At 70.6% G+C, this 21,059-nt stretch carries 21 protein-coding genes and 1 tRNA gene; 12 read left to right on the top strand and 10 right to left on the bottom strand.

Annotated elements, in window-relative coordinates:
* Positions 1–40: 40 nt before the first annotated feature.
* The 4 genes from IW256_RS05150 to IW256_RS05135 all read right to left on the bottom strand — a co-directional run bounded on the left by IW256_RS05150 (position 41) and on the right by IW256_RS05135 (position 3,812).
* Entirely contained in the window at positions 41–1,336 is a 1,296-nt protein-coding gene (locus IW256_RS05150) for a homoserine dehydrogenase (RefSeq protein WP_197016106.1), read from the bottom strand.
* Between the two features lie 23 nt (positions 1,337–1,359).
* Positions 1,360–2,751 carry a diaminopimelate decarboxylase gene (lysA, locus tag IW256_RS05145; RefSeq protein ID WP_197009854.1) on the bottom strand — a complete coding sequence of 464 codons (1,392 nt, stop codon included), beginning with the start codon at positions 2,749–2,751 and terminating at the stop codon, positions 1,360–1,362.
* Positions 2,748–3,317 carry a DALR anticodon-binding domain-containing protein gene (locus IW256_RS05140; RefSeq protein ID WP_197009853.1) on the bottom strand — a complete coding sequence of 190 codons (570 nt, stop codon included), beginning with the start codon at positions 3,315–3,317 and terminating at the stop codon, positions 2,748–2,750. Before IW256_RS05140 ends, lysA begins: the two co-directional genes overlap by 4 nt.
* Before the next feature lie 132 nt (positions 3,318–3,449).
* Positions 3,450–3,812: a response regulator transcription factor gene (locus IW256_RS05135; RefSeq protein WP_197016105.1), complete on the bottom strand. Its 363-nt coding sequence runs from the start codon at positions 3,810–3,812 to the stop codon at positions 3,450–3,452.
* A 132-nt stretch (positions 3,813–3,944) separates the two neighbouring features.
* Here IW256_RS05135 and IW256_RS05130 point away from each other — a divergent pair.
* Both IW256_RS05130 and IW256_RS05125 read left to right on the top strand, forming a co-directional pair.
* Positions 3,945–4,016: transfer RNA gene (locus IW256_RS05130), tRNA-Arg, on the top strand.
* Positions 4,017–4,065: 49 nt separating this feature from the next.
* A complete protein-coding gene (locus IW256_RS05125) occupies positions 4,066–4,482 on the top strand; it encodes a ribosomal maturation YjgA family protein (protein WP_197009852.1) in 417 nt (138 codons plus the stop codon).
* A 99-nt stretch (positions 4,483–4,581) separates the two neighbouring features.
* Here the strand turns inward: IW256_RS05125 and IW256_RS05120 are convergent, their stop codons facing one another.
* Positions 4,582–4,860: a hypothetical protein gene (locus IW256_RS05120; RefSeq protein WP_197009851.1), complete on the bottom strand. Its 279-nt coding sequence runs from the start codon at positions 4,858–4,860 to the stop codon at positions 4,582–4,584.
* A 91-nt stretch (positions 4,861–4,951) separates the two neighbouring features.
* On the opposite strand from IW256_RS05120, the gene IW256_RS05115 reads away from it, so the two are divergent.
* Positions 4,952–5,257 carry a Scr1 family TA system antitoxin-like transcriptional regulator gene (locus IW256_RS05115; protein ID WP_197009850.1) on the top strand — a complete coding sequence of 102 codons (306 nt, stop codon included), beginning with the start codon at positions 4,952–4,954 and terminating at the stop codon, positions 5,255–5,257.
* A 163-nt stretch (positions 5,258–5,420) separates the two neighbouring features.
* Positions 5,421–5,753 carry a hypothetical protein gene (locus IW256_RS05110; RefSeq protein ID WP_197009849.1) on the top strand — a complete coding sequence of 111 codons (333 nt, stop codon included), beginning with the start codon at positions 5,421–5,423 and terminating at the stop codon, positions 5,751–5,753.
* A 64-nt stretch (positions 5,754–5,817) separates the two neighbouring features.
* On the opposite strand, the gene IW256_RS05105 is transcribed toward IW256_RS05110, so the two are convergent.
* The gene (locus IW256_RS05105) at positions 5,818–7,263 is read right to left on the bottom strand and encodes a serine/threonine-protein kinase (RefSeq protein ID WP_197009848.1); all 1,446 of its coding nucleotides are present in this window, start codon (positions 7,261–7,263) and stop codon (positions 5,818–5,820) included.
* A gap of 251 nt (positions 7,264–7,514) precedes the next feature.
* Here IW256_RS05105 and IW256_RS05100 point away from each other — a divergent pair, with 251 nt between their 5' ends.
* The 3 genes from IW256_RS05100 (at position 7,515) to IW256_RS05090 (ending at position 10,607) form a co-directional block, all read left to right on the top strand.
* On the top strand, positions 7,515–8,318 hold the full coding sequence (locus tag IW256_RS05100) for an SAM-dependent methyltransferase (protein ID WP_307828738.1): 804 nt from the start codon (positions 7,515–7,517) through the stop codon (positions 8,316–8,318).
* Between the two features lie 78 nt (positions 8,319–8,396).
* Positions 8,397–9,962, top strand: coding sequence for a class I adenylate-forming enzyme family protein (locus tag IW256_RS05095; protein ID WP_197009846.1), 1,566 nt, complete (start codon positions 8,397–8,399; stop codon positions 9,960–9,962).
* A 177-nt stretch (positions 9,963–10,139) separates the two neighbouring features.
* Positions 10,140–10,607: an SH3 domain-containing protein gene (locus IW256_RS05090; protein ID WP_197009845.1), complete on the top strand. Its 468-nt coding sequence runs from the start codon at positions 10,140–10,142 to the stop codon at positions 10,605–10,607.
* 114 nt (positions 10,608–10,721) lie between these two features.
* On the opposite strand, the gene IW256_RS05085 is transcribed toward IW256_RS05090, so the two are convergent.
* Both IW256_RS05085 and IW256_RS05080 read right to left on the bottom strand, forming a co-directional pair.
* Complete coding sequence (locus tag IW256_RS05085) at positions 10,722–12,035, bottom strand: phosphoribosyltransferase family protein (RefSeq protein WP_197009844.1); 1,314 nt, start codon at positions 12,033–12,035, stop codon at positions 10,722–10,724.
* A gap of 63 nt (positions 12,036–12,098) precedes the next feature.
* Positions 12,099–12,977 (bottom strand): universal stress protein, encoded by an 879-nt coding sequence (locus tag IW256_RS05080; RefSeq protein ID WP_197009843.1) that lies wholly within the window; start codon positions 12,975–12,977, stop codon positions 12,099–12,101.
* Between the two features lie 213 nt (positions 12,978–13,190).
* Between IW256_RS05080 and IW256_RS05075 the strand changes: the two genes are divergently transcribed.
* Together IW256_RS05075 and IW256_RS05070 are read left to right on the top strand one after the other, a co-directional pair.
* Positions 13,191–13,955, top strand: coding sequence for a PspA/IM30 family protein (locus tag IW256_RS05075; protein ID WP_197009842.1), 765 nt, complete (start codon positions 13,191–13,193; stop codon positions 13,953–13,955).
* Between the two features lie 65 nt (positions 13,956–14,020).
* Positions 14,021–14,446 (top strand): CBS domain-containing protein, encoded by a 426-nt coding sequence (locus tag IW256_RS05070; RefSeq protein WP_197009841.1) that lies wholly within the window; start codon positions 14,021–14,023, stop codon positions 14,444–14,446.
* Between the two features lie 207 nt (positions 14,447–14,653).
* Here the strand turns inward: IW256_RS05070 and IW256_RS05065 are convergent, their stop codons facing one another.
* Positions 14,654–15,094: an ATP-binding protein gene (locus IW256_RS05065; protein WP_197009840.1), complete on the bottom strand. Its 441-nt coding sequence runs from the start codon at positions 15,092–15,094 to the stop codon at positions 14,654–14,656.
* Positions 15,095–15,723: 629 nt separating this feature from the next.
* Between IW256_RS05065 and IW256_RS05060 the strand changes: the two genes are divergently transcribed.
* Together IW256_RS05060 and IW256_RS05055 are read left to right on the top strand one after the other, a co-directional pair.
* The gene (locus IW256_RS05060; RefSeq protein WP_197009839.1) at positions 15,724–16,587 is read left to right on the top strand and encodes a helix-turn-helix domain-containing protein; all 864 of its coding nucleotides are present in this window, start codon (positions 15,724–15,726) and stop codon (positions 16,585–16,587) included.
* A gap of 27 nt (positions 16,588–16,614) precedes the next feature.
* Positions 16,615–16,803: a DUF397 domain-containing protein gene (locus IW256_RS05055; protein WP_197009838.1), complete on the top strand. Its 189-nt coding sequence runs from the start codon at positions 16,615–16,617 to the stop codon at positions 16,801–16,803.
* 184 nt (positions 16,804–16,987) lie between these two features.
* On the opposite strand, the gene IW256_RS05050 is transcribed toward IW256_RS05055, so the two are convergent.
* Positions 16,988–17,278 carry a cell division protein SepF gene (locus IW256_RS05050; protein WP_231404329.1) on the bottom strand — a complete coding sequence of 97 codons (291 nt, stop codon included), beginning with the start codon at positions 17,276–17,278 and terminating at the stop codon, positions 16,988–16,990.
* Between the two features lie 1,082 nt (positions 17,279–18,360).
* On the opposite strand from IW256_RS05050, the gene IW256_RS05045 reads away from it, so the two are divergent.
* Entirely contained in the window at positions 18,361–20,994 is a 2,634-nt protein-coding gene (locus tag IW256_RS05045; protein ID WP_197009836.1) for a glycosyl hydrolase family 95 catalytic domain-containing protein, read from the top strand.
* Positions 20,995–21,059 lie beyond the last annotated feature (65 nt).

The following is a 21,059-nucleotide window of genomic DNA, read 5'->3' as shown; positions in this document are numbered from 1 at the left end:
GTGTTGCGAAAATTCTAGGCCCCGCGGGGGTGGGCCCGGGTCAGGGCGTCTCCTCGCCCTCGACCCGCATGACGCTCGCCACCTCGCGCACGATGTCGAGCTTGCGCAGCCGCTCCACGGTCGCCGACAGCGCCGCGTCCGGCGCCCGGTGCGTCACCACGACCAGCTGGGCGTCCTCGCCCAGGCCCTCCTGCCGCACGGCCTGGATCGACACCTCCTGCCGCGCGAACTCCTCGGCGACCGCGGCCAGCACCCCGGAACGGTCGGCCACGTCGAGCTGGACGTAGTACCGGGTGATCGTCTCCCCCATCGGCAGGACGGGCAGCTCGGCGTAGGTCACCTCGACCGGGCCCCGGCTCCCGCCGACCAGGTTGCGGGCCACCGCGACCAGGTCGCCGAGGATCGCCGAGGCGGTCGGGGCGCCGCCCGCGCCCGCCCCGTAGAACATCAGCGGGCCCGCCGACTCGGCCTCGACGAACACCGCGTTGTACGCCTCGCGCACGCTGGCCAGCGGGTGCGACCGCGGGATCATCGCCGGGTACACCCGGACGGACACGCCGCGCCCGCCGTTGCGGCCGTCCTCGGCCGGGACGCGCTCGCAGATGGCCAGCAGCTTGACCACGCTGTCCATCTCCTTGGCCCCGGCCACGTCCGCGGCGGTGACCTCGGTGATCCCCTCCCGGTGCACGTCGGCGGCGGTCACCGGGGTGTGGAACGCCAGCTGCGCCAGGATCGCCGCCTTGGCCGCCGCGTCGAACCCCTCCACGTCCGCGGTGGGGTCGGCCTCCGCGTACCCGAGGGCCTGGGCCTCCTCCAGCGCGTCGTTGAAGCCGGCGCCGTGGGTGTCCATCTGGTCGAGGATGTAGTTGGTGGTGCCGTTGACGATCCCGAGCACCCGGTGCACGTGGTCGCCGACGAGCGACTCGCGCAGCGGGCGCAGCAGCGGGATCGCCCCGGCCACCGACGCCTCGTAGTAAAGGTCGGCGCCGTACTCGCGGGCCGCGGCGAACAGCGTCACCCCATCCTCGGCGAGCAGCGCCTTGTTGGCGGTGATGACCGACTTGCCGGTCTTCATCGCCTCCAGCAGCAGCGACCGGGCCGGCTCGATCCCGCCGATCACCTCGACCACCAGGTCGACGTCGTCCCGCGTGACCAGGGCCTGCGCGTCGGTGGTCACCAGCGCCGGGTCGACGCCCGGCCGCACCCGGTCGGGCCGCCGCACCGCGATGCCCGCCAGCTCCAGCGGGGCGCCCACGCGGGCGGCCAGATCGGCGGCCTGCCCGTTCAGCAGCCGTACGACCTCCGAGCCGACGACACCGCACCCCAGCAGCGCCACCCGCACCGGGCCCCGTTCGGGTTTCACGCTCCAACCTCCGCATCCAGCCGCAACAGGTCATCGTGGGTCTCCCGCCGGACGATGACCCGCGAGGCGCCGTTCCGCACCGCCACCACCGCGGGCTTGGGCACGTAGTTGTAGTTACTGGCCATCGATCGACAGTACGCACCCGTCGCGGCGACCGCCACCAGGTCACCCGCCGCAAGATCTTCGGGCAGCCACAGGTCTCGCACGACGATATCGCCGCTTTCGCAGTGCTTCCCGACAAGTCTGCTGAGCATCGGTCCGGTGTCGGACGCCCGGCTCGCGAGCACGCAGGTGTACTCGGCGCCGTACAGGGCGGTACGGAGGTTGTCGCTCATCCCGCCGTCGACCGACACGTACGCGCGCAGGCCCTCGACGTCCTTGACCGTGCCGACCTCGTACAGGGTGACGCCGCCCGGACCGATGATCGCGCGGCCCGGCTCCACGGTCAGCCGGGGCATGGACAGCCCGTAGGCCCGGCACTCCCGGCTCACGATGGCCCGCAGCCCGTCCGCCAGGGCCTTGGGGTCGTGCGGCTCGTCCCCCGGCAGGTAGGCGATCCCGTACCCGCCGCCCAGGTCGAGTTCGGGCAGTTCGATCCCGTGCTCGTCGCGGATGGCGACCAGCAGCTCGGCCAGCCGGTGGGCGGCCACCTCGAACCCGTCCACGTCGAAGATCTGCGACCCGATGTGCGAGTGCAGCCCCACGAGCTCCATCTGCCTGAGCTCCAGGACCCGCCGTACGGCCTCCAGCGCGGCCCCCGACGTCCGCGAGAACCCGAACTTCTGGTCGTCGTGCGCCGTGGCGATGAACTCGTGCGTGTGCGCCTCGACACCGGTCGTGACGCGCACCATCACCTTCGGCCGCAGCCCCTTCTCCTGCGCCAGGTAGCCCAGCCGGGCGATCTCCTGGAACGAGTCGAGCACGATGCGGCCGACGCCGACCTCCAGGGCCCGCTCCAGTTCCGCGACCGACTTGTTGCTCCCGTGCATCGTGATGCGCTCGGTCGGGAAGCCCGCGGCCAGCGCGACGGCCAGCTCGCCCCCGCTGCAGACGTCGAGGCCGAGCCCCTCCTCGTCGAGCCAGCGCGCGACGGCCGTGCAGAGGAACGCCTTGCCCGCGTAGTGCACGCTGCCGTCGTGGAAGGCGGCGACGTACTCCCGGGCCCGGGACCTGACGTCCTCCTCGTCATAGACGAAGAGCGGCGTGCCGTACTCCTTGGCCAGGTCGCGCACGTCGATGCCGCCGATGCTCACCACCCCGTCCTCGCGCTTGGCGCCACGGGGCCAGATCATCGGGTCGAGGGCGTTGAGATCCGCCGCCGGGGGCATCGGGTGATCTTCGGGCAGGACGTCGGCGTGCCGGGGTCCGGCCGGGTGTACTCGGCTCATAGTCGCTCTCTAGGGGTCTCACCGATCAACTTCAGTCCATTGCTCAGGGCGACGCGCGCGGCCTCCGCCAGCGTGACCCTGGCCGCGTGCACCGCCCCGGGTTTCTCCCCACCCTGGGGCAGCGCGGGACACCGCTCGTAAACGTCATGGAAACCGTCCGCCAGGCGCACCAGATACCTGGGCAGCGCCCCCTGGCGGGCCCGTCCTGGCAACTCCCCCAACAAGGCCAGCAACGCCAGCTCTTCCCGGCGCTCCAGCCCGTCGGGCCGCCCCGGCCGTACCCCCACGTCCCGCGCCCGTCTCCCCACGGCCGCCGCCCGGGCATACGCGTACCGCACCCTGAACCCCGGATTGTCGAACGTCCTCGGCCGGTCGGGCCACGAGAACGGGCGCACCTCGCCGCACCCGTACCGCTCCCCCTCCGCCACGATGTCGGCCGCCAGCTCACCCGGGCACGCCACCGCGATCCGGAGGAACCCCCCGTCGACGTCCACCCGCCCGATCCCGGGCCGCGCCCGCAAAGCCCCCGCCAGCACCCCGGCCTCGACGCCGGCCCGCAAGGCCACGGGACTGCCGTAAACACCCGGCCCCACACACCGGAGCGCCACGTCGGGGACGCTTCCCCCCGCGTCCCGCACCACGCCCATGAGGGCAGCGCTCACCTCGGCTGGAGTCACTCTGGTGAGACTATCCGACCACTATGTGGACGCCGCCGCCAGCTTCCGCACCGTCTGTATGAGGTGATTGGGATCGAACGGCTTGGTGACGTAGGCGTCCACGCCGATCTCGTACCCCCGCCGCACATCGTGCTCCTGCGCCCGCGCGGTGATCATCACGACCTTGATCGGCCGCGTCTCCTCGTCCTCCCGGAGCCGCGCCGCGGTCACCCACCCGTCCAGCCGCGGCATCATCACGTCCAGCGTGATCACGTCCGGCCGCACGTCCCGCACCTTGTCCAGGCAGTCCTGCCCGTCCACCGCGGTCGCCACGTCGAACCCCTCCAGGCTCAGGTTCACCTGGATGAGCTGGCGGATCACCTCGTCGTCGTCGACGACCAGCACGCGTCCCAGTGGCTCGCTCACGGCCACGAAGTTAGTGGACTCCGCCCTACCGCGCACGGCGAACCGTCCAGGTACGCGCAGGCTCCCCAACCCTGGTAGCCTTCTTCTCGCGCCGAACGACCAGGGCGCAGGGCCCCCTTAGCTCAGGGGATAGAGCAACGGCCTCCGGAGCCGTGTGCGCAGGTTCGAATCCTGCAGGGGGCACTCCAAAGACCAGGCCCATCCTTGCTGCGCTGCCACTTATGATTGCGCGATGTCGCTCGCAGTGCGCTGGACTCGGCTGCTCATGGTGGTATCGGCAGCCAGCTTTATCGGCGCGGCCTACGCAATCCGCGCCACGATGGACGGGCCCATCGAACAGTACTCGGGCGCCGCCTTGTCCGCGGCCATCGTCTACACGATAGTGATCTTCATATGGCCACCGATCTCCCCGCTGCCCGCCGGTAGCGCCGCGATCGCATACTGCTGGTTCATCGAGTACGCGCAGCTCACCCCCATACCCGCGGCACTCTCCCAACGCAGCTGGCTCGCGCGCCAGCTGCTAGGCGCCCAGTTCGACCTCATTGATGTTGCCTGGTACCCCGTCGGCGTCATCCCCTTGGTCGCCGCCCATTGGTTCCTTCGGGCCCGCACACGTTCCCGAACAGACCCGACACCCGTTGCGCCTTAGGCCAACCCCGCCGCCAGAGCCAGAGTGTCCACTCGCTGCCGAACAAGCTCTTTGAGATCAAGGGCGGCGTGGGCGCCGGTCCCCTCTCGGCGGGCCGTCTTATCCGTCCTCGGACTCCACCAGGCCCATCCCGAAAGCGAACCCCTGCACGGACTCCCGTTCCGCGGGATCCGCCTCAGCAGCGACCAGCGCCGCCAGCTCGTCGACCAACCTACGTTTGCCCACGTCCGACAACTGGTGCAGCAAGTACGCGGCGTACTCCATCTGCTTCAACGCCGTGTCGTCATCGAGCACCGAGTCATCACACTCCTCGAAGAACCGCGTGTAGGCGATCGCGACCTTGAGGAGTTGGGTCACCAGCTCAGAAGATCCGCTCACCACCGCATCATCCCGCACGAAAGCCGATCGCGCTCGAGAAGGGATCTGCGCCGCCCCATGCAGTTGCCTTATCTCCTGTCGGGAGAACCCGGTGGGCATTCTTGGCCACCTCTGGACCGGCTACCGGCTCAGCGCGCTGCATCAGATCGTCATTGCCCCCTGTCCGTTCAGCCCGCTCCCCCTCGTCCAGCTCCAGGACCGGATTCCCACTTATTTCGAAGAGAATTCGCTCTCAGATGTCGTTTTTCTCGAGCATTCAAACTCCGGCCTCTATCTTGACAAGCCTTCGGATAGTAACTGGCATGAACAACAATTCGATGGTCTTGGCACTGCTGCCCTGAATCACGCAGACACCCTGAACCTCATCAGTGACCTGATTGACCGCCTTGCCCGCTGACTACCCCTTGCGTCGGGCCAGCAGGTCGATGACCTCGGTGACGCAGCGACGGGCAGTTGCAATGCCGACGCCGAACGCGGCGGTCAGCGTGCGGGGCCCGCTGTGAGTGATCTCGTGCCGCACGAGTGAGGCCGCGGCACCGCCGATCGGGCATTCTCGGGTCATGGCGATCTGGGTCCACGTACGTGGCTGGCTGGAGTTCCACGGGCAGGAGGCCGAGGCGGAACGCGTCCTTGGGGGCGAGGGGTGGACCTTCGTGCGGGCGGTCTGGTCCAACGTCGCCTTCTGTGTACGTGACGTCCGGCGGGGCGAGGAGAACGAGCTGCTCGGGCAGATCCGCGAGGTCGCCGCTCGGCCCGCCAACGAGGACGGCGACCATGTGAGCGGGCTCTTCCACGGTTTCAGCGAAGAAGACGGGGCGTTCGAGTGGCGCGTACGGGATGGGCAGGTCCACGTCAGCCCTGCGCCGGAGCGCTACGACTACTTGTGGTGGTAGTGCGGGACCGGGTGCACCAACCATCCGGCCAGCGGCTGAACGGCCGGCACTTCTCCCTGGACGGCTACTTCGGGATTCGGGGGGCTACTTTCTGGGCGAACTCGCCTGCCTTGCCGCAGATATCCATCTCGCCTGGGTTCGGATTGTAGACGCTCACCCCTACGTTCCCGAAGGACGCCGGCCACTGGATGAGGCAGTTCTTCGCACTCCGGGTGGTCTGGGCGGACGGCGGCAGGCCGGCGATCGTCACCGGTTCGGGCTTTCCGGCCCCCTGTACTCCGATGTCCAGGGACCCGTACGTGAGCATGAGATTGGCGGAACCCCAGCCCGGCGGCGACCACCGGCAGAGCCTCACCCAGGGCTTGCCTGTTCCCGGTTCGCCGGTTCCCTGAGCCTGGCCCGCCCACAGTTTGAAGTCGCGCTTGGTGCCGTCGTCGGGCGTCTGGCACGGGTCGGGGATGCCGTTGGCGTCGGTCGGGACGGGTGTGGGTGTGGTGCTCGTCCCCGCCGCGGCCGGCGTGGAGGCAGCGGGGCCGTCTGGCTCCTTGTCGTCCCCGGACGCGGCCACCAGCGCCACCGCGCCCGCTCCGGCCACGGCCAGGGCGAGGGCGCAGCCGGCGGCGATGAGCGCGACGCGCTTGGGGCGGACGGGGGGCGGCAGCGTACGGGTGAGGGACGGGGGTGCGCCGATCATGTGCAGGGCCTGGGGTACGGTCGGCCGCGCCGCGGGGTCCTTGTGCATGAGGGCGGTGATGAGGGGGCCGAGCCTGCCCGCGCGCTGCGGTGGCGGGGGCTGGTGCATCATGACGGCCCGCAGCGTCCCGCTCGGGGTGTCGCGGCGGAACGGTGAGAGGCCCTCCACGGCGTGGTACAGCGTCACCCCCAGGGAGAACAGGTCGCTCGCGGTGTTTCCGTCGGCGCCGTCGGCGCGTTCGGGGGCGAGGTACTCGGCGGACCCGATGATCAGACCGGTCGCGGTGATGGCGGTGTCGGCCTGGTGCACCGCGATGCCGAAGTCGGTGAGCAGGACGTCGCCGTTGCCGGTCAGCATCACGTTGGCCGGTTTGACGTCCCGGTGCAGGATGCCGGCGGCGTGCGCGGCGCCGAGCGCGTTCAGCAGGCCGGCCGCCACCGCGGCGGCCTCCTCCACCGGCAGCGGGCCGTCCTCCCGGAGGCGCTGCTCCAGTGAACGGCCGGGGACGCGCCGCATCACGATCCAGGGGACGCCGTCCTCGATGACGACGTCGTGCACGGTCACGATGTTGGGGTGGTCGCGCAGGCGGGCGGCGTTGCGCGCCTCGCGTTCGGCGCGGGCCAGGCGCTGGCCTCGCTCGGCCTCCGACCCCGGTGGCAGCCAGATCCCCTTGACGGCCACGGTCACGCCCAGCGCCTCGTCGCGCGCCTCCCACACCTGCCCGAATCCGCCCGACCCGAGCGGTTCCAGCAGGCGGTACCGGCCACCCACCAGGCGCCCCGGGCGAGTGCCGCCGACGTCGTCTCCCTCAGTCACGACGACGATTATGTTGCCGAACAGACGTGGCTGTCTATTAGATTCGCCGGCTCTCGCGCGGAGGCACCGGTGGCGGTTCGGCATTGAACGCGACAAATCGTCGGCGGCGCGGTAGAAACAAGATCGGAGTCTCCTGGCCGAGCCGCCAGGGACCTCCCTCGTCGCGGGACCATCCGGGATCCGCGACCACGAAGGAACGGCGCGGCCGTCGGATGGGGAACCGGGTACGGGCGGCCGGTGAGGAGAAGCTGGTGGCCGACGAGCGCCCTCGGCCGGGTGGATTCGACCCGTACGTGTCGAACATCGCTCGGATGTACGACTACTACCTCGGCGGGAAGGACCACTACGAGGCCGACCGCGCCCGCGCCGAGGAGGCGATCGCCGCCGATCCCACGCTGGTGACCCTGATCAAGGAGAACCGGGCGTTCCTCGGGCGGGCGGTGCGGTACATGGCCGCGCGGGGCATCGACCAGTTCCTCGACATCGGCACCGGCCTGCCCACCCAGCAGAACGTGCACCAGATCGCGCACTCGGTGAATCCCGACGCCCGGGTCGTCTACGTCGACTACGACGGGCAGGTGGTCGCGCACGGGCGGGCGCTGCTCGCGCGTTCCGCGGGGACCCGGATGATCCAGGCCGACCTGCGCCGCCCGCGGGAGATCCTCGATCACCCCGAGGTCCGGGACGCCCTGGACTTCAGCAGGCCGGTGGGGTTGCTCCTGGTGGCGACGCTGCACTTCGTCCCCGACGAGAACGACCCGGCCGGGATCATGGCCGAGCTGCGCGGCGAGCTGGCGCCGGGCAGCCACCTGGCGCTGACCCATGCCTCGGCCGACGGCGTTCCGGACGTGGTGGCCAAGGTCGTGGAGGTCTACAAGAAGACCTCCGCGCCGGGCACGCCGCGTACGCGGGAGCAGGTGACGGGGCTGTTCGGCGAGTTCGGCCTGGTCGACCCGGGCCTGGTGTGGGCCCCGCTGTGGCGCCCCGAGCGTCCGGTGGACATGGAGGAGGCCCAGCGGATCTGGTTCTACGCGGGCGTCGGCCGCAAGCCCTGAGGTCCGCGAGCCCCGAGGTCTTGGCAGGGCGCCTCCGATCGTTGATCGTTTAACTGGCATCCGTGGAGAGAGGGCGACATGCGGGCGATGACGGTCGGGGCGGCGCTTGAGGACGCGACGGCGCGGGACAAGGCGTTCCTGTACGACGGCGATGACACCATCACGTTCACCGGGTTCGACGAGATGGCCGACCGGGTCGCGGGCGGGCTGCTCGCGCGCGGCATCCGGCGCGGCGACCGGATCGGGCTGCTGGGGCTGAACACGCCGCAGTGGCTGGCCGCGTTCTTCGGCGCGGCGCGGATCGGCGCCGTCGTCGTCCCGCTGAACGTGCGCTACCGGGAGCGCGAGCTGACCTACATGCTCGGCCAGAGCGGCGCCCGCGCGGTCATCTGCGTGGACGCCGTCCCGGACTTCGACTTCGCGGCGTTCTTCGAGGGGTTCCGGCCGGAACTCCCGGGCGTGAGCGACTACGTGTTCTTCGGGACGGGCTTCCCGGGCAGCACCTCGTTCGACGAGCTGGCCGCGGCGCCCGCCGACCCGGCGGCGCTGGCGGCGGCGCGCGGGGCGGTCGACCCCGGGGACCCGCTGATGATCCTTTACACGTCGGGGACGACCGGGCGGCCCAAGGGCGCGATGATCACCCATCGCGGCATCCTGGCCTCGGCGTCGGCGCAGGCGGAGCACTGCGCGATGCACGACGGCGACGTGCTGCTCGGGCACCTGCCGTTCAACCATGTCGGCGGCATCACCTGCACCGTCATGGCCGCGCTGGTCAGCGGCGGGTCGGTGGCGCTGCTGCCCGCGTTCGGCCCGGACGCGGCGCTGCGCGCGATCGAGCGCCACCGGGTGACCTTCCTGGGCGCGGTGCCGACGATGTACGTGCTGATGCTCGGCCAGAAGGACTTCGCCGACCGCGACGTGTCGTCGGTGCGGATCTGCACCGCGGGCGGGTCCAACGTGGAGCCGGCGCTGGGCGAGGCGATCCGGCGCGGCTTCCCCGGGGCGTCGCTGTACGGCCTGTACGGGCTGTCGGAGTCCTCGGGGGCGTGCGTGCTGTCGGCGCCGGACGACGGCCCGGAGACGGTCTCCCGCACGCTGGGCGTGATGATCGGGGACTTCGAGGCGCGGGTGGCCGGGCCGGACGGCGCCGTGCTGCCGCCCGGCGAGACCGGTGAGCTCCAGGTCCGCGGCGGGTGCGTGGCCGCGGGCTACTGGGACATGCCGGAGGAGACCGCCGAGGTCTTCCTCCCGGACGGCTGGCTGGCCACCGGGGACATGGTCGCGATGGAGCCGGACGGGCACCTGGTGCTGCGCGGGCGCAAGAAGGAGATGTACATCCAGGGCGGCTTCAACGTCTACCCGGTGGAGATCGAGAACATCCTGGCCACCCATCCGAAGGTCGCCATGGTCGGCGGGATCGGCGTGCCCGACGAGGTGCTCGGCGAGGTCGGCCGGTTCTACGTGGTGCCGCCCCCGGGCGGCGAGCCGCCCACCGCCGAGGAGCTGACCGCGTACTGCCGCGAGCGGCTGGCCGACTACAAGGTGCCCCGGCAGTTCGTCGTGACCGACGAGGTGCCGCTGACCCCCGTCGGCAAGATCCACAAGGCCCTGCTGAAGGAGCGGTACCTGTCCGGCGCGCGGTGACCCCGTCCGGTCTTGGCCGCCCTGTTGCCGGGCGGCGGCACGGGCCCCCTTATCCCGTATCGCGCATTTAAGAATGCGGAGATATGTGATGACATCGAGGCGGGTAGGTCGATCGGCGATGATCGCTCACCGGTGAGGTGCCGCGACACGGATCGACAAAGGGGCACAATGAGGACTATGAACCGGAAATGCCTGACCTTCGCCGCGACCGGGCTGGTCGGTGGCGGTATCGCGCTGTTCGGCGCGGGGTCCGTCCCGGCGGCGAACGCCCAGGAAGGGGATTATGGCATTTGCGAATACAGGGTCACCGCGAGGCACGGGCTCAAGGTGCATACGGGGCCGGGGCTGCGTTATCGGGTCATCGGCACGCTGCCGTACCGCAAGGAGGTCCGGGCCGATTGCAAGAAGAGGGGATGGACCGAGCTTCGCGGCGATGTCCCGGTGGAACTCCGGCACGGGTTCGTCGATGCCGCCCATCTTCGCCTGATCCGGGTCATCTATCCCCCTGACGGCGGGGTCGCCGCCGGCGCGGGCGCCACCTCGCCGGGGACGAACCCGTACCTGGCCGGTACGGGCCTCGCCGCGATCGCGGCGGGCGCGGGCGTGGCGGTCATGGCGCGGCGGCGCCGTACGGCGGGCGTCTGACCGGCCGGACGCGGCGTTCGCCCGGTCACCGGGCGGGCGCCGCGCCGCCGGGATCGGCTCGGGCGCCGCGCCGGCCGGACCGCTCGGGCGGGGGCGTTCGGCTCGCCGTGCTCTTCAGCCCGCGGCGACCGGGGCGAGGTGGCCGACGAACCAGTCACGGGCGAGCGCGGCGACCGCTTCCAGCGCCCCGGGCTCCTCGAACAGGTGGGTGGCGCCGGGGACGACCGCGAGGTCGTGCTCGCAGTGCAGCCGCGCCTGCGCCTCGCGGTTGAGGTAGAGCACCGCGTCGTCCCGGCCGCCCACGATGAGCAGGGTCGGCGCGGTCACCTCCTCCAGGCGGGGCGCGGCCAGGTCGGGCCGCCCGCCGCGGGAGACGACGGCGGCGACGTCGCCGGGCAGGTCGGCCGCGGCCCGCAGGGCCGCGGCGGCGCCGGTGCTGGCACCGAAGTACCCGACGCGCAGCCCCCGCACCTCCGGCCGCTCCCGCACCCAGCCGGTGACCTCGACCAGGCGCCGGGCCAGCAGGCCGATGTCGAAGACCTTGCCGCGGTCGTACTCCTCCTCCGGGGTGAGCAGGTCGAACAGGAACGTCGCGAGCCCGGCCCGGTTCAGCTCCGCCGCGACGTACCGGTTGCGGGGGCTGTGCCGGCTGCTGCCGCTGCCGTGGGCGAACATGACGACCCCGCGGGCGTCCCCGGGGACGGTGAGGTGCCCGGCCAGCCGCATCGGGCCGGCGCGCACCTCCACCTCCTCCGCCCTCGCCCGCTCACCGGACCCGGGTACGCCGGACGGCTCGGGGCCGGCCTGCCGCAGGAGGGCCAGGACCTCCTCGTCGGAGGTCTGGGTGAAGTCGCCGTAGAACTGGCCGATCGAGGCGAACAGCTCCGGCGTGTCCAGGCAGACGAGCTCGTCGGCGTCCCCTCCCAGCCTGGCGGTCCAGTCGGGGGGCGCCACCGGCACGGCGAGCACCACGCGCGCCGCCCCCTGGGCGCGGGCGACCTGGCACGCCGCGCGCGCCGTCGATCCGGTGGCGATGCCGTCGTCGACCACGATGACCGTCCGGCCGCGCAGCGGCACCCGGGGCCGGTCACCGCGGAAGCGCCGGGCGCGGCGTTCCAGCTCGGTGTGCTCGCGTTCCTCCACGGCGGCGAGTTCCTCGGCGGAGACGCGCGCCAGCCTGACGATCTCCTCGTTGATCTCGCGGGCGCCGCCCTCGCCGATGGCGCCCATCCCCAGTTCCGGCTGCCACGGCACGCCGAGCTTGCGGACCACGATGACGTCCAGCGGCGCGCCCATCGCCCGGGCCACCTCGAAGGCCACCGGGACGCCGCCGCGCGGAAGGCCGACCACGACCACGTCCTCGCCGCGCAGGCGCCGCAGCCGCTCCCCCAGCCGGCGCCCCGCGTCGGTACGGTCAAGGAACATCATGGATCCCTCCCCTCGCTTCCAGCGTCCGCCCGGCACGGCCTGCCCGGCCAGGGACGATGGTCCTCATCCGGGGGGCGTTCGCGCGGGCCGCGCCCGTACGACGGCCACGGGCCCCTTCGCCTGGTGGAGGACGGTGTGGCTGGTCGATCCCAGGTGCAGCCCGGGGAACCCGCCGCGTCCCCTGGCCCCGACGACCAGGAGTTCCGCGGTGCGCGACGCCTCGATCAGCACCGGGACCGGCCCGCCCTCGACCACCTGCTGCGTCACCGGTACGCCGGGCTCCCGGTCGGACCATCCGGCCAGGGCCTCCGAGAGCAGCCTCGCCCCCTCCCGTTCGGCCTCCGCCTTGTCGTAGACGGCGGGACGGATGCCCGGCGGGGACTCGGGATGGGACCAGGCGTGGACGGCGTGCAGGGCGACGTCGCGCAGCGCCGCCTCCTCCAGCGCGAAGCCCACGGCGTCGGCGGAGGACTCGGAGCCGTCGATCCCGATCACGACCTCCGGGTTCCGGGGGCCGGTGTCCGGGGGGACGATGACGACCGGGCACCGGGCGTGCTCGGTGGCCTGGCGGCTCACCGAGCCGAGCAGCAGCCGGGTGAGCCCGCCGGTTCCGTGGGTGCCGAGGACGAGCAGGGCGGCGTCGGCCGCCTCCTCCAGGAGCGTCCGCGGGATGTGCCCGACGCCGAGCCGGGTGCCGACCTCGACGGAGGCGAACGCGCCGGCCCGTTCCTCGGCGGCCTCCAGGACCCGCAGCCCGGCGGCCTCCGGCCGGGGCGCCCCCAGGCCCGGTTCGGCGTCCGCCCGGACGTGGTACTCCCAGCGGGCCGCGATGTGCACGATCCGCAGGGGCAGCCGCCGCCTCCCGGCCTCGGCGGCGGCCCAGTCGACGGCGTAGAGGGCCTCCGGCGATCCGTCCACGCCGACCACGATGGGTTCGCTCATGCGTCCCGCCCCCTCCGCCGGATGCCCGATGCCCTTCCTGGTCATCGTGGGTCCGCCGTTCCCCGGCGGGTAGGGCCGATGGTCCCTCGCACCGTCCGTGGCTCCCGGCGCCGGCCACGGTGTGAGGACCTTCGCCCCTGGATACCCCGCCGGTGCCGGGGAAGGGTGGAGTCGGACCCTCGCGATGGACGCCGGGCGAGGAGGTGGGACCGGATGGGCATCGCCGATCGGATGGCCGAGATCTTCACGGCCAAGGCCAACGCGGCGCTGGACCGCGCCGAGGACCCGCGCGAGCTGCTGGACTACTCGTACACCCTCCAGCGCAACCTGCTCGCCGACGTCCGCCGCGGCCTGGTGGACGTCGCGACGGCCCGGGAGCGTACCGAGCAGTGGCAGGAGGAACTGCGGACCTCCGCGCACCACCTGCAGGACAAGGCGGAGAAGGTGCTCGCGGCGGGCCACCCGGAACTCGCCCGCGAGGCGCTGGCCGAGCGTACGAGGCTGCTCGACCAGGCGGACGCGCTCGCCGAACGCCAATCCACCCTCCGCGCGGAGGAGGACCGGCTCACCGCCGCGTCGCAACGCCTTCAGGGGAAGATCGAGGAGTTCGGCCACCGCAAGGAGTCCCTCAAGGCCCGGTACACGCTCGCCGAGGCCGAGTCCTATGTGGACGAGATGGTGGCGGGGCTCTCCGGAGACATGACCGGTGCCGGTGCCGCCGCCCGGCGCGCCCAGGACAGGTCGGCCCACCACCGCGTCCGCGCCGACGCCCTCGACGAGCTGCTCGAATCGGGCGCGCTGCGCGAGGCGCTGCTGGACGTGGAGCAGGAACCCGTCCCGCCCGATCTCCACGCCCGCCTGGACGAGGCCATCACCGGCGCCGCGGTGGACGAGGAGCTGGGACGCATGAAGGCGGGCCTTCACGAGCGGGACTCCTCGGTGGCGGAGCCGCGTCCTCCCTCCGGCGAAGGCGAATAGGCGCCGGGCGGGCACGTTTCGTGCCCGAGCGCACCGAGAAGGAAGCAGACAAAGGGGGATTATCTATGACAACCGCACGCGAAGTCATGCATGCCGGAGTCGAATGCCTGGGGCTCGACGACACCCTCGTCACGGCCGCCAAGCGGATGGCCGAGCTGGACGTGGGCGCCATGCCCGTCTGCGGGGACGACGACCGGCTCCGCGGGATCATCACCGACCGCGACATCGTGGTGAAGACCATCGCCAAGGACAAGAACCCGTCCCAGGTGAAGGCCTCGGAGCTCATCGGCGAGACCCCGGTGTGGTTCGTCGAGCCGAACACCGACGTCGACGAGGTACTCCACAACATGGTCGAGCACAAGATCCGCCGGCTGCCCGTACTGGACAACGAGCGGCTCGTCGGCATCATCAGCCAGGCCGACCTCGCGGCCAAGCTGCCCGAGGACAAGGTCGGCGAGCTGGTAGAGGCCATCTCCACCACATCGCACTGAAACCCACGGAAGGGGGTGCGCCACCGGGCGCACCCCTTCGCACGCCTGGTGCCGCAACCAGAACCGCTCGCCGGGCCGAACGCGTCGTCCGTCACGTTGACTGCGGCGAGTTGCTGTCTCAGAGCGCTCCATGACGACAACTCGCCGCAAGTCAACGCGTCCCCGGCTCGGTCCGGGGCAAGTGGCCGTCGCCAGCCGCGCTCCCCGCTAACGCGCGCCGGGAGGATCGGGCGGGCCGTCGACCTCGAACCACACGACCGTGTGGCCGGTCGCCGGTTCGATGTGCCGACCCCAGCGGGACGCGAGCGCGCCGACTATGCCGAGTCCCCGCCCGTTGGTGGCGGTGAGAGGTACGTCCCGCTGGACCGGTGTGCGCCCCTCCTGGCTACCGGTGTCGCGGACCTCGACACGCACTGCGGGCGTGCCGAGGACGTACAGGGTCACGGTGATCTTGCCGTCCCCGCCGTGAACGACCGCGTTCGCGATGACCTCACCGGCGCACAGCTCAACGTTGTCCATGGCATCGGCCGTGAGCATCTGCCCGTCCCTGTTGGCCAGCCGGTCCATCACCCACCGGCGGGCACCGGGGACGGCGCCCCGGTCCTGGGCGAACGTGAACACCCCCAGCTCGATGCGGTCGTGGCTCATGGACGCGGTCACCACATGTACCCGCGCCGAACCCTCGACCGTTGGCGCCTTTCCTTCTTGAGGCGGCGTCGCGCCGTCCGCAGCCCTCGGATGACCCGCCGCGCGGTCTGCTTGGGGTTGGAGGCGGGACCGATAGGCCACCGATGCGGCGGACTGTCGGACGTCTGCGGGACCACCAGATAGAACCAGGTGGGACTGAAAGGGCGGCGCCGTTGCGCCGCTTTACGCCGCGCCCGCGCCCCCTTGTTCCGGGGCGTGCGGACGATCACGTACACAGGTGCGTCGAGTCCCCATGCCGTGATCTTGAGGCAGCGTTCGCCGGACGGATCGACGGCCGGCCGGATTCCCACATCGGCGTGCCGCCTGAGGCGGTCGGCGAGTAGATCCAGCGGACCGGGGGTGGGACATGGTGCAGAAGTCGCGAGATATGGGATGAGGGTGGAATCGGGCTTTTGCCGTGAGGCCACCTCTACCGCTTGAACCATCGTGATCACTCCCGTTGGCCTGATAACGGGGGATGGCCAGCGCCCTGCGTTCGGGGCCTGGCATCCTGTGGAGCACCAGAGTGCTACGTCATATTGTTGTTGGCAAGTCCCCATTGGGGATTCCCCAGAATGTGAGGTATGTGCATGTCTGACCGATCAAGCCCGACTGTGCGCGCCCGTCGGCTCACGCATGAGTTGAGGCGGCTACGCGATGAACGGGGGTGGACCATCGACCAAGTCGTCCAGCGTTCGCTTGGAGACTTCAGTTCCTCCGCGCTTTCACGATGGGAGAACGGTGAGCGCCGGATCCGCCCGAGTGATCTCAATCGGCTACTCGACATCTACGATGTGGCGCCCGAACGTCGCGACGTACTGCTCACACTGGCACGCCAGGCCCGCGAGCGCGGATGGTGGCACGCTTACGGCACCGCCGTCCCCACATGGTTTCAAGTGTTCGTAGGACTCGAAACGGAAGCGGCATCCGCACGGGCGTACGAGAGCGAGCTTGTTCCGGGGCTGCTTCAGACGGCCGAGTACTACCGAGCCTTCCTGCACGCCGCGCCCGCCGCGGGCGACGCGGAGGAGATCGAGCGCAAGATCGAGGTTCGGACAGCGAGACAAGAACGTCTGACCGGCGACGACCCGCTCATGTTCTGGGCAGTGATCAATGAGGCTGTGATCCGACGCCCTGTCGGCGGCCCGGACATCATGCGTGAGCAAGTGCGCCACATAGCAGACTTCGCGGCCCTTCCCCATGTGACTGTGCAGGTCCTACCGTTCCGCGCGGGCGCACATCCCGCCATGGCCAGCCCATTCACCGTTCTGGAGTTCCCGGAGTCCTACGACCATGACGTGGCGTACTTGGAGAACTCGGCCGGTGCCCTGTACCTGGAGGAGGAACACCAGGTAAAGCGCTACGACCTCATGCATCGGCACCTCACTGCGAAGGCGCTCGACCCGGACGAGTCCCGGGCACTCATGCTGGAGGCTGCCAACGATCTACGATGAGCCGACTACCGGATAGGAGGGTGCCGGATGACCCAACCCAATGCCCACGTCGCGTGGCGCAAGAGCAAGCGAAGTGGGGACGGCGGTAACTGCGTCGAGGTCGCAGACCTCACGGTCGCAGTCGGCGTTCGAGACAGCAAGGATCCGGACGGCCCCCGGCTGAGCCTGTCACGTGATCAGTGGATTCACCTGACGGCCACGCTGAAGTCTCTCTGACCCCCACGAAACCCTCGACGCTGGAGCGTCGGGGGTTTCTCTGCGTCCGGCGCAGCGCCCAGGGGCGTTCTCCGGGCCGGGCGCGCATCGTCCGTCACGTTGACTTGCGGCGAGTTGCTGTCTCAGGGCGCTCCGAGAGGACAACTCGCCGCAAGTCAACGTGTGCCCAGCTTGGTCGGGGCCGTCACCAGTCGTGTGGCAACGGGCTCGTCTCGGGATCGGGCCCTCCCGTCTCCTCCGGGACGATGGTGGGCTTGGTGAGCCCGGCCGGGACGAGGAGGAACACCTTGGGGCTCAGGCGGTCGAAGTCACCGCCCCGCCCGAAGACGAGCCCGGCGGCGAAGTCCACGAACTGCCTCGCCACGTCGTCGGACAGCGCCGTCAGGTCCATCACGACCGGGACACGCTTGTTACGGAAGAAGTGCCCCACGTGCAGCGCCTCGTTGTAGTCGCGAGGGCGCAGTGTCTTGACCATCACCAGGCCAGTCTCCCTTAGCCACCTCGGACGTCAAGGGCAGGGCTGGCGAGTTCAGGACCACGTGAGCCAGGGGACAGGCGCCATGCCCCACACGTCCTGCGCCCGGTGAAGCCTGAACCGGAACGGCCCGTTCACGCCGCCGGTCGGTTGCCCGAGGCGGCCGGCGCCGTGAACGCGCCCGGTCCCGGGCCAAGCAGTTCCTTGAGCGATCGGGCCGCGATGAGATGAAGTCTATTCAGACTCGGCGCGCTCTCGCGGGTGGGGAATTCCCCCCTCAATATTTATGCCAAGCAAGCGAGCATCGAAGATTTTCACTTCTACAAATAAGGTGAACTGATCAGGTGATTCCGATTTTGCAAGGTCAGTCCGGCGGGGCCGGTCGACCATCACCACCCCGGCCCACCTGATAATCTCAAAAATAGCCTCTGCGCATCGTCAGAGTGAGGCCGTCCATGGACGGGCCCAGTCGATGTGGCACACCGCACCAGAGGCACCCTCCCGCCCTCCATGGGCACCGCGACACCGCCTGGAGGTCGCGAACGGGGCTCAGGTGACCGGTCTCCGACTCGGTCACATCCTGCAACGGGAGGCGCCGGACCCGAAGGAACCGTTCGCCGGGTCACCGCCCCTGGACCTGCCCTTCCTCTGCAAACCGGCCGCCCCGCCAGAGCCATGAGCGAATGAGCGATCAGCGGAGAGTGGCCGTCCCGCGATAGAGAGTCATGTGATCTAGATCACATATCTCCGGACGGCCTTTTTGATCAGCGGCCTGACCTGCATGAATGTGATCGGGGTCACGTCGCTGGTGCCGGGTGCGGCGGACGGGGCGAGGGGTGCGGCTGTTGCCGGATTTTCGGGTGCCATGGGAAAATTTAGTCAATCGATTGACTAGATCTCGGAAGGTTCGCAATGAGAGGACGGAAACCGTGAGACGCGGTCGCAGGACCGCGCTCGCAATGGTCGCCTCGGCCGCGCTCATCGGAACGCTCACGAGTGCGCCCGCACAGGCGGAACCCACCGATTCCGCGAATACGACGGCATGGCGGAACGGGGCCCTCCAGGTGGACACGGCGGGTGTCGTGTCCCGCTCGGATCTGGTCCTGAAAAAGCCGTCATGGCAGGCGTACCAGAGCATGCCGGTCGGCAACGGAACGCTGGGCGCGGCGGTCTGGGGCGAGGACGGTTTCAGCGCGCAGCTCAATCGCGCCGACACCTTTCCCAACCTGAAGTCCGCCGGGCGACTGGTGGTTCCGGGGCTCTTCCCGCTGCTGCGGGCGCCCGACTACCAGGGACGGCTGCGGCTGCACGAGGCCGAACTGGCGCAGAGCGGCGGCGGCATGTCCGCCCGCAGCTACATGCGCGCCGACCGGGACCAGTTCGTCCTGGAGGTCACCGGCGCCGACCCGGACGTCACGCAGACCGCCGACCTGCGGCTGTGGGAGGGGCGCTCCCCCGTCACGTACGCCGGGCGGGGCGTCGCGGCGCTCGCCGAGACGTTCAAGGACGCGAAGTCGGGAGGGACGACCGGGGCGGTGGCGGCGCTGACCGCGGCCGGCCGGGACGTCACCGCGAAGGTCGTCGACGACCGCACGGTGCGGCTGAGCTTCAAGCCCCGGGCGGACGGGAGCTTCCGCGTCGTGGCCGGGGTCCCCGCCTACACGGGCGGCGACCTCGGCGCGGCGGCGGACCGGGCGGTCTCCGGCGCGCTCGGGGAGGGGATCGACCGGGCCCACCGGAACTGGTGGGAGCGGTTCTGGAGGTCGGCGGCGCCGATGCGGATCACCTCGCCGGACGGTTCCGGCGAGTACATGGAGACGCTCCGCGCGCAGCAGCTCTACATGACCGCCGCCACGATGCGCTCGGCGGTGCCCAGCAGCCACGGCGGCGTGATCAACATGTTCTCGCCGTGGCGGGACGCGGTGCACTGGTCGGCCGACCACTGGTGGCACTTCAACCTGCGCCAGCCCGTCTACACCAACTTCGGCGCGGACACCGAGGAGTTCAACGTCCCGTACTTCCGGTTGTACCTCGACCGGCTGGAGGAGATGCGGGAGTGGACGCGCACCCACTGGGAGGGGTCCGAGGGCGTCTGCGTGGCCGAGTACCTGCGGTACGACGGCACCGCCGAGGCCTGCGACAGCAAGAGGCCGCCCGACTGGCTGAACCGGATCGTCACGACCGGCCCCGAGGTCGTCTACAACCTGTGGCTCCAGTACCGGTACACGAGGGAACGTTCCATCCTGGATGAGTCCTATCCGCTCATGAAGGACGTGGCCCGGTTCTACCTGTCGATCCTCAAGGAGGGGGACGACGGGAAGCTGCACCTGCACAACGTGAACGCGATGGAGACGCAGTGGGACACCTCCGACCCCGCCACTGACCTCGCCGCCATGCGCGTGATCTTCCCGATCATCGCCGACCTGGCGGGCCCGAAGGGCGACGCGAAGCTGGCCGCGGACCTGCGCGCGGCCCTCCCGAAGATCCCGGACTTCCGTAAGGTCACCCGCAACGGCGAGCAGGTGATCGCCTGGTCGGGCACCGACGAGCAGGGACGCAACACGCAGAACCCCGACACCGAGCCGCTGTTCCCCTGGGGCCTGTACGGCGCGGAGTCCGAGCTCATGCAGTCCACGTTCCGCAACCGCGTCTACGTGCAGACCCGGGAGTGGTCGGAGGACGCGCTGCTCGCGGCCCGGCTCGGCCAGGGCGAGGAGATGAAGCGCCTGCTCGTCCAGGGCACCAAGGACTTCCAGATCTTCCCGAACGGGTTCACCGCGCACGGGAAGAACGCCGACCCGATCCGGGAGAGCAACTACTACAACGGCTGGGGCGCGATAGTGGGGTCCGCCCTCCAGGAGTCGCTGGTGCAGTCGTACCAGGGCACGGTGCGGGTCGCGGCGGCCTGGCCGCGGGACTGGGAGGTCTCCGGGTCCGTGCAGGTCCAGGGCGGACACCGGGTCAGCACGCAGGTCCGGGGCGGTGAGCCCGTGGCCGTCGGGATCCAGGCGGCGGGCGACGACCGCCTCAAGATCGCGAACCCCTGGCCCGGGCAGCAGGTGCGGGTCGTGGACGGCGCCGCCGGACGGGGCGCGCCGGTCGCCGGGCCGACCGACGCCGGCGTCATCGAGCTCGCGGTCCAGGGCAGCAGGTCCTACCTGCTCGAACGTGTCGACCGTCCCAACGGCTCGTTCCCGTTCGAGGCCGTCGGCGGCGAACGGGCGCAGGACGTCAAGAGCCTGGGCAACCGCAGGCTGGGCGTCGAGACGAGCGTGGCGCAGATCCCCGGCGAGTTCGTCGGCGTGGTGAAGCCGGACAAGCTGCACGCGCTGGTCCGCGCGGAGAAGGGCGCCCCGACGCATGTCGACCGCAACTACGTGATCAGCGAGCTTCCCGCGGCTTTGGAGGGAACGGAGCTGATCCGCGGCGCCAACAACGATTCCAAGATGACCTCGCCCGCCGATTATCTGGTGTTCGACCTGAAGAGGCCGGCGACCGTCCACGTCGCGTTCGACGCCCGCGGAAAGGGCACGTGGTGGCCCGGCTGGCTGAACGAGATGGGGTTCACCGAGACGGGGACGACCGTCAGGACCACTGACACCTCGTTCATCGTCCTGAAGAAGGAGATGCCCGCCGGGCGGGTCGTTCTGGGCACCAATTCCGGAGTGGCCGGCCAGGGAAGTTCGAGCTACTTCACGATGGTCGGCGGAGGCTAGCCGCCGGCCTGTCTCCCCCACCCCCCGCGCCTCGGCCGCGGTGCCCTCCAGCCACGGGCACCGCG

Source organism: Actinomadura viridis, from assembly GCF_015751755.1.
GTDB lineage: Bacteria > Actinomycetota > Actinomycetes > Streptosporangiales > Streptosporangiaceae > Spirillospora > Spirillospora viridis.
This window is presented reverse-complemented; position numbering and strand designations above follow the sequence as displayed.

Excerpts from the sequence above, each read along its gene's own strand:
- IW256_RS05065 (WP_197009840.1), bottom strand. The coding sequence starts at position 15,094 with ATGAGCCACGACCGCATCGAGCTGGGGGTGTTCACGTTCGCCCAGGAC.
- IW256_RS05110 (WP_197009849.1), top strand. The coding sequence starts at position 5,421 with ATGGCGATCTGGGTCCACGTACGTGGCTGGCTGGAGTTCCACGGGCAG.
- IW256_RS05085 (WP_197009844.1), bottom strand. The coding sequence starts at position 12,035 with ATGATGTTCCTTGACCGTACCGACGCGGGGCGCCGGCTGGGGGAGCGG.
- IW256_RS05095 (WP_197009846.1), top strand. The coding sequence starts at position 8,397 with ATGCGGGCGATGACGGTCGGGGCGGCGCTTGAGGACGCGACGGCGCGG.
- IW256_RS05125 (WP_197009852.1), top strand. The coding sequence starts at position 4,066 with ATGTCGCTCGCAGTGCGCTGGACTCGGCTGCTCATGGTGGTATCGGCA.
- IW256_RS05080 (WP_197009843.1), bottom strand. The coding sequence starts at position 12,977 with ATGAGCGAACCCATCGTGGTCGGCGTGGACGGATCGCCGGAGGCCCTC.
- IW256_RS05090 (WP_197009845.1), top strand. The coding sequence starts at position 10,140 with ATGAACCGGAAATGCCTGACCTTCGCCGCGACCGGGCTGGTCGGTGGC.
- IW256_RS05070 (WP_197009841.1), top strand. The coding sequence starts at position 14,021 with ATGACAACCGCACGCGAAGTCATGCATGCCGGAGTCGAATGCCTGGGG.
- IW256_RS05055 (WP_197009838.1), top strand. The coding sequence starts at position 16,615 with ATGACCCAACCCAATGCCCACGTCGCGTGGCGCAAGAGCAAGCGAAGT.
- IW256_RS05050 (WP_231404329.1), bottom strand. The coding sequence starts at position 17,278 with ATGGTCAAGACACTGCGCCCTCGCGACTACAACGAGGCGCTGCACGTG.
- IW256_RS05060 (WP_197009839.1), top strand. The coding sequence starts at position 15,724 with ATGTCTGACCGATCAAGCCCGACTGTGCGCGCCCGTCGGCTCACGCAT.
- IW256_RS05075 (WP_197009842.1), top strand. The coding sequence starts at position 13,191 with ATGGGCATCGCCGATCGGATGGCCGAGATCTTCACGGCCAAGGCCAAC.
- lysA (WP_197009854.1), bottom strand. The coding sequence starts at position 2,751 with ATGAGCCGAGTACACCCGGCCGGACCCCGGCACGCCGACGTCCTGCCC.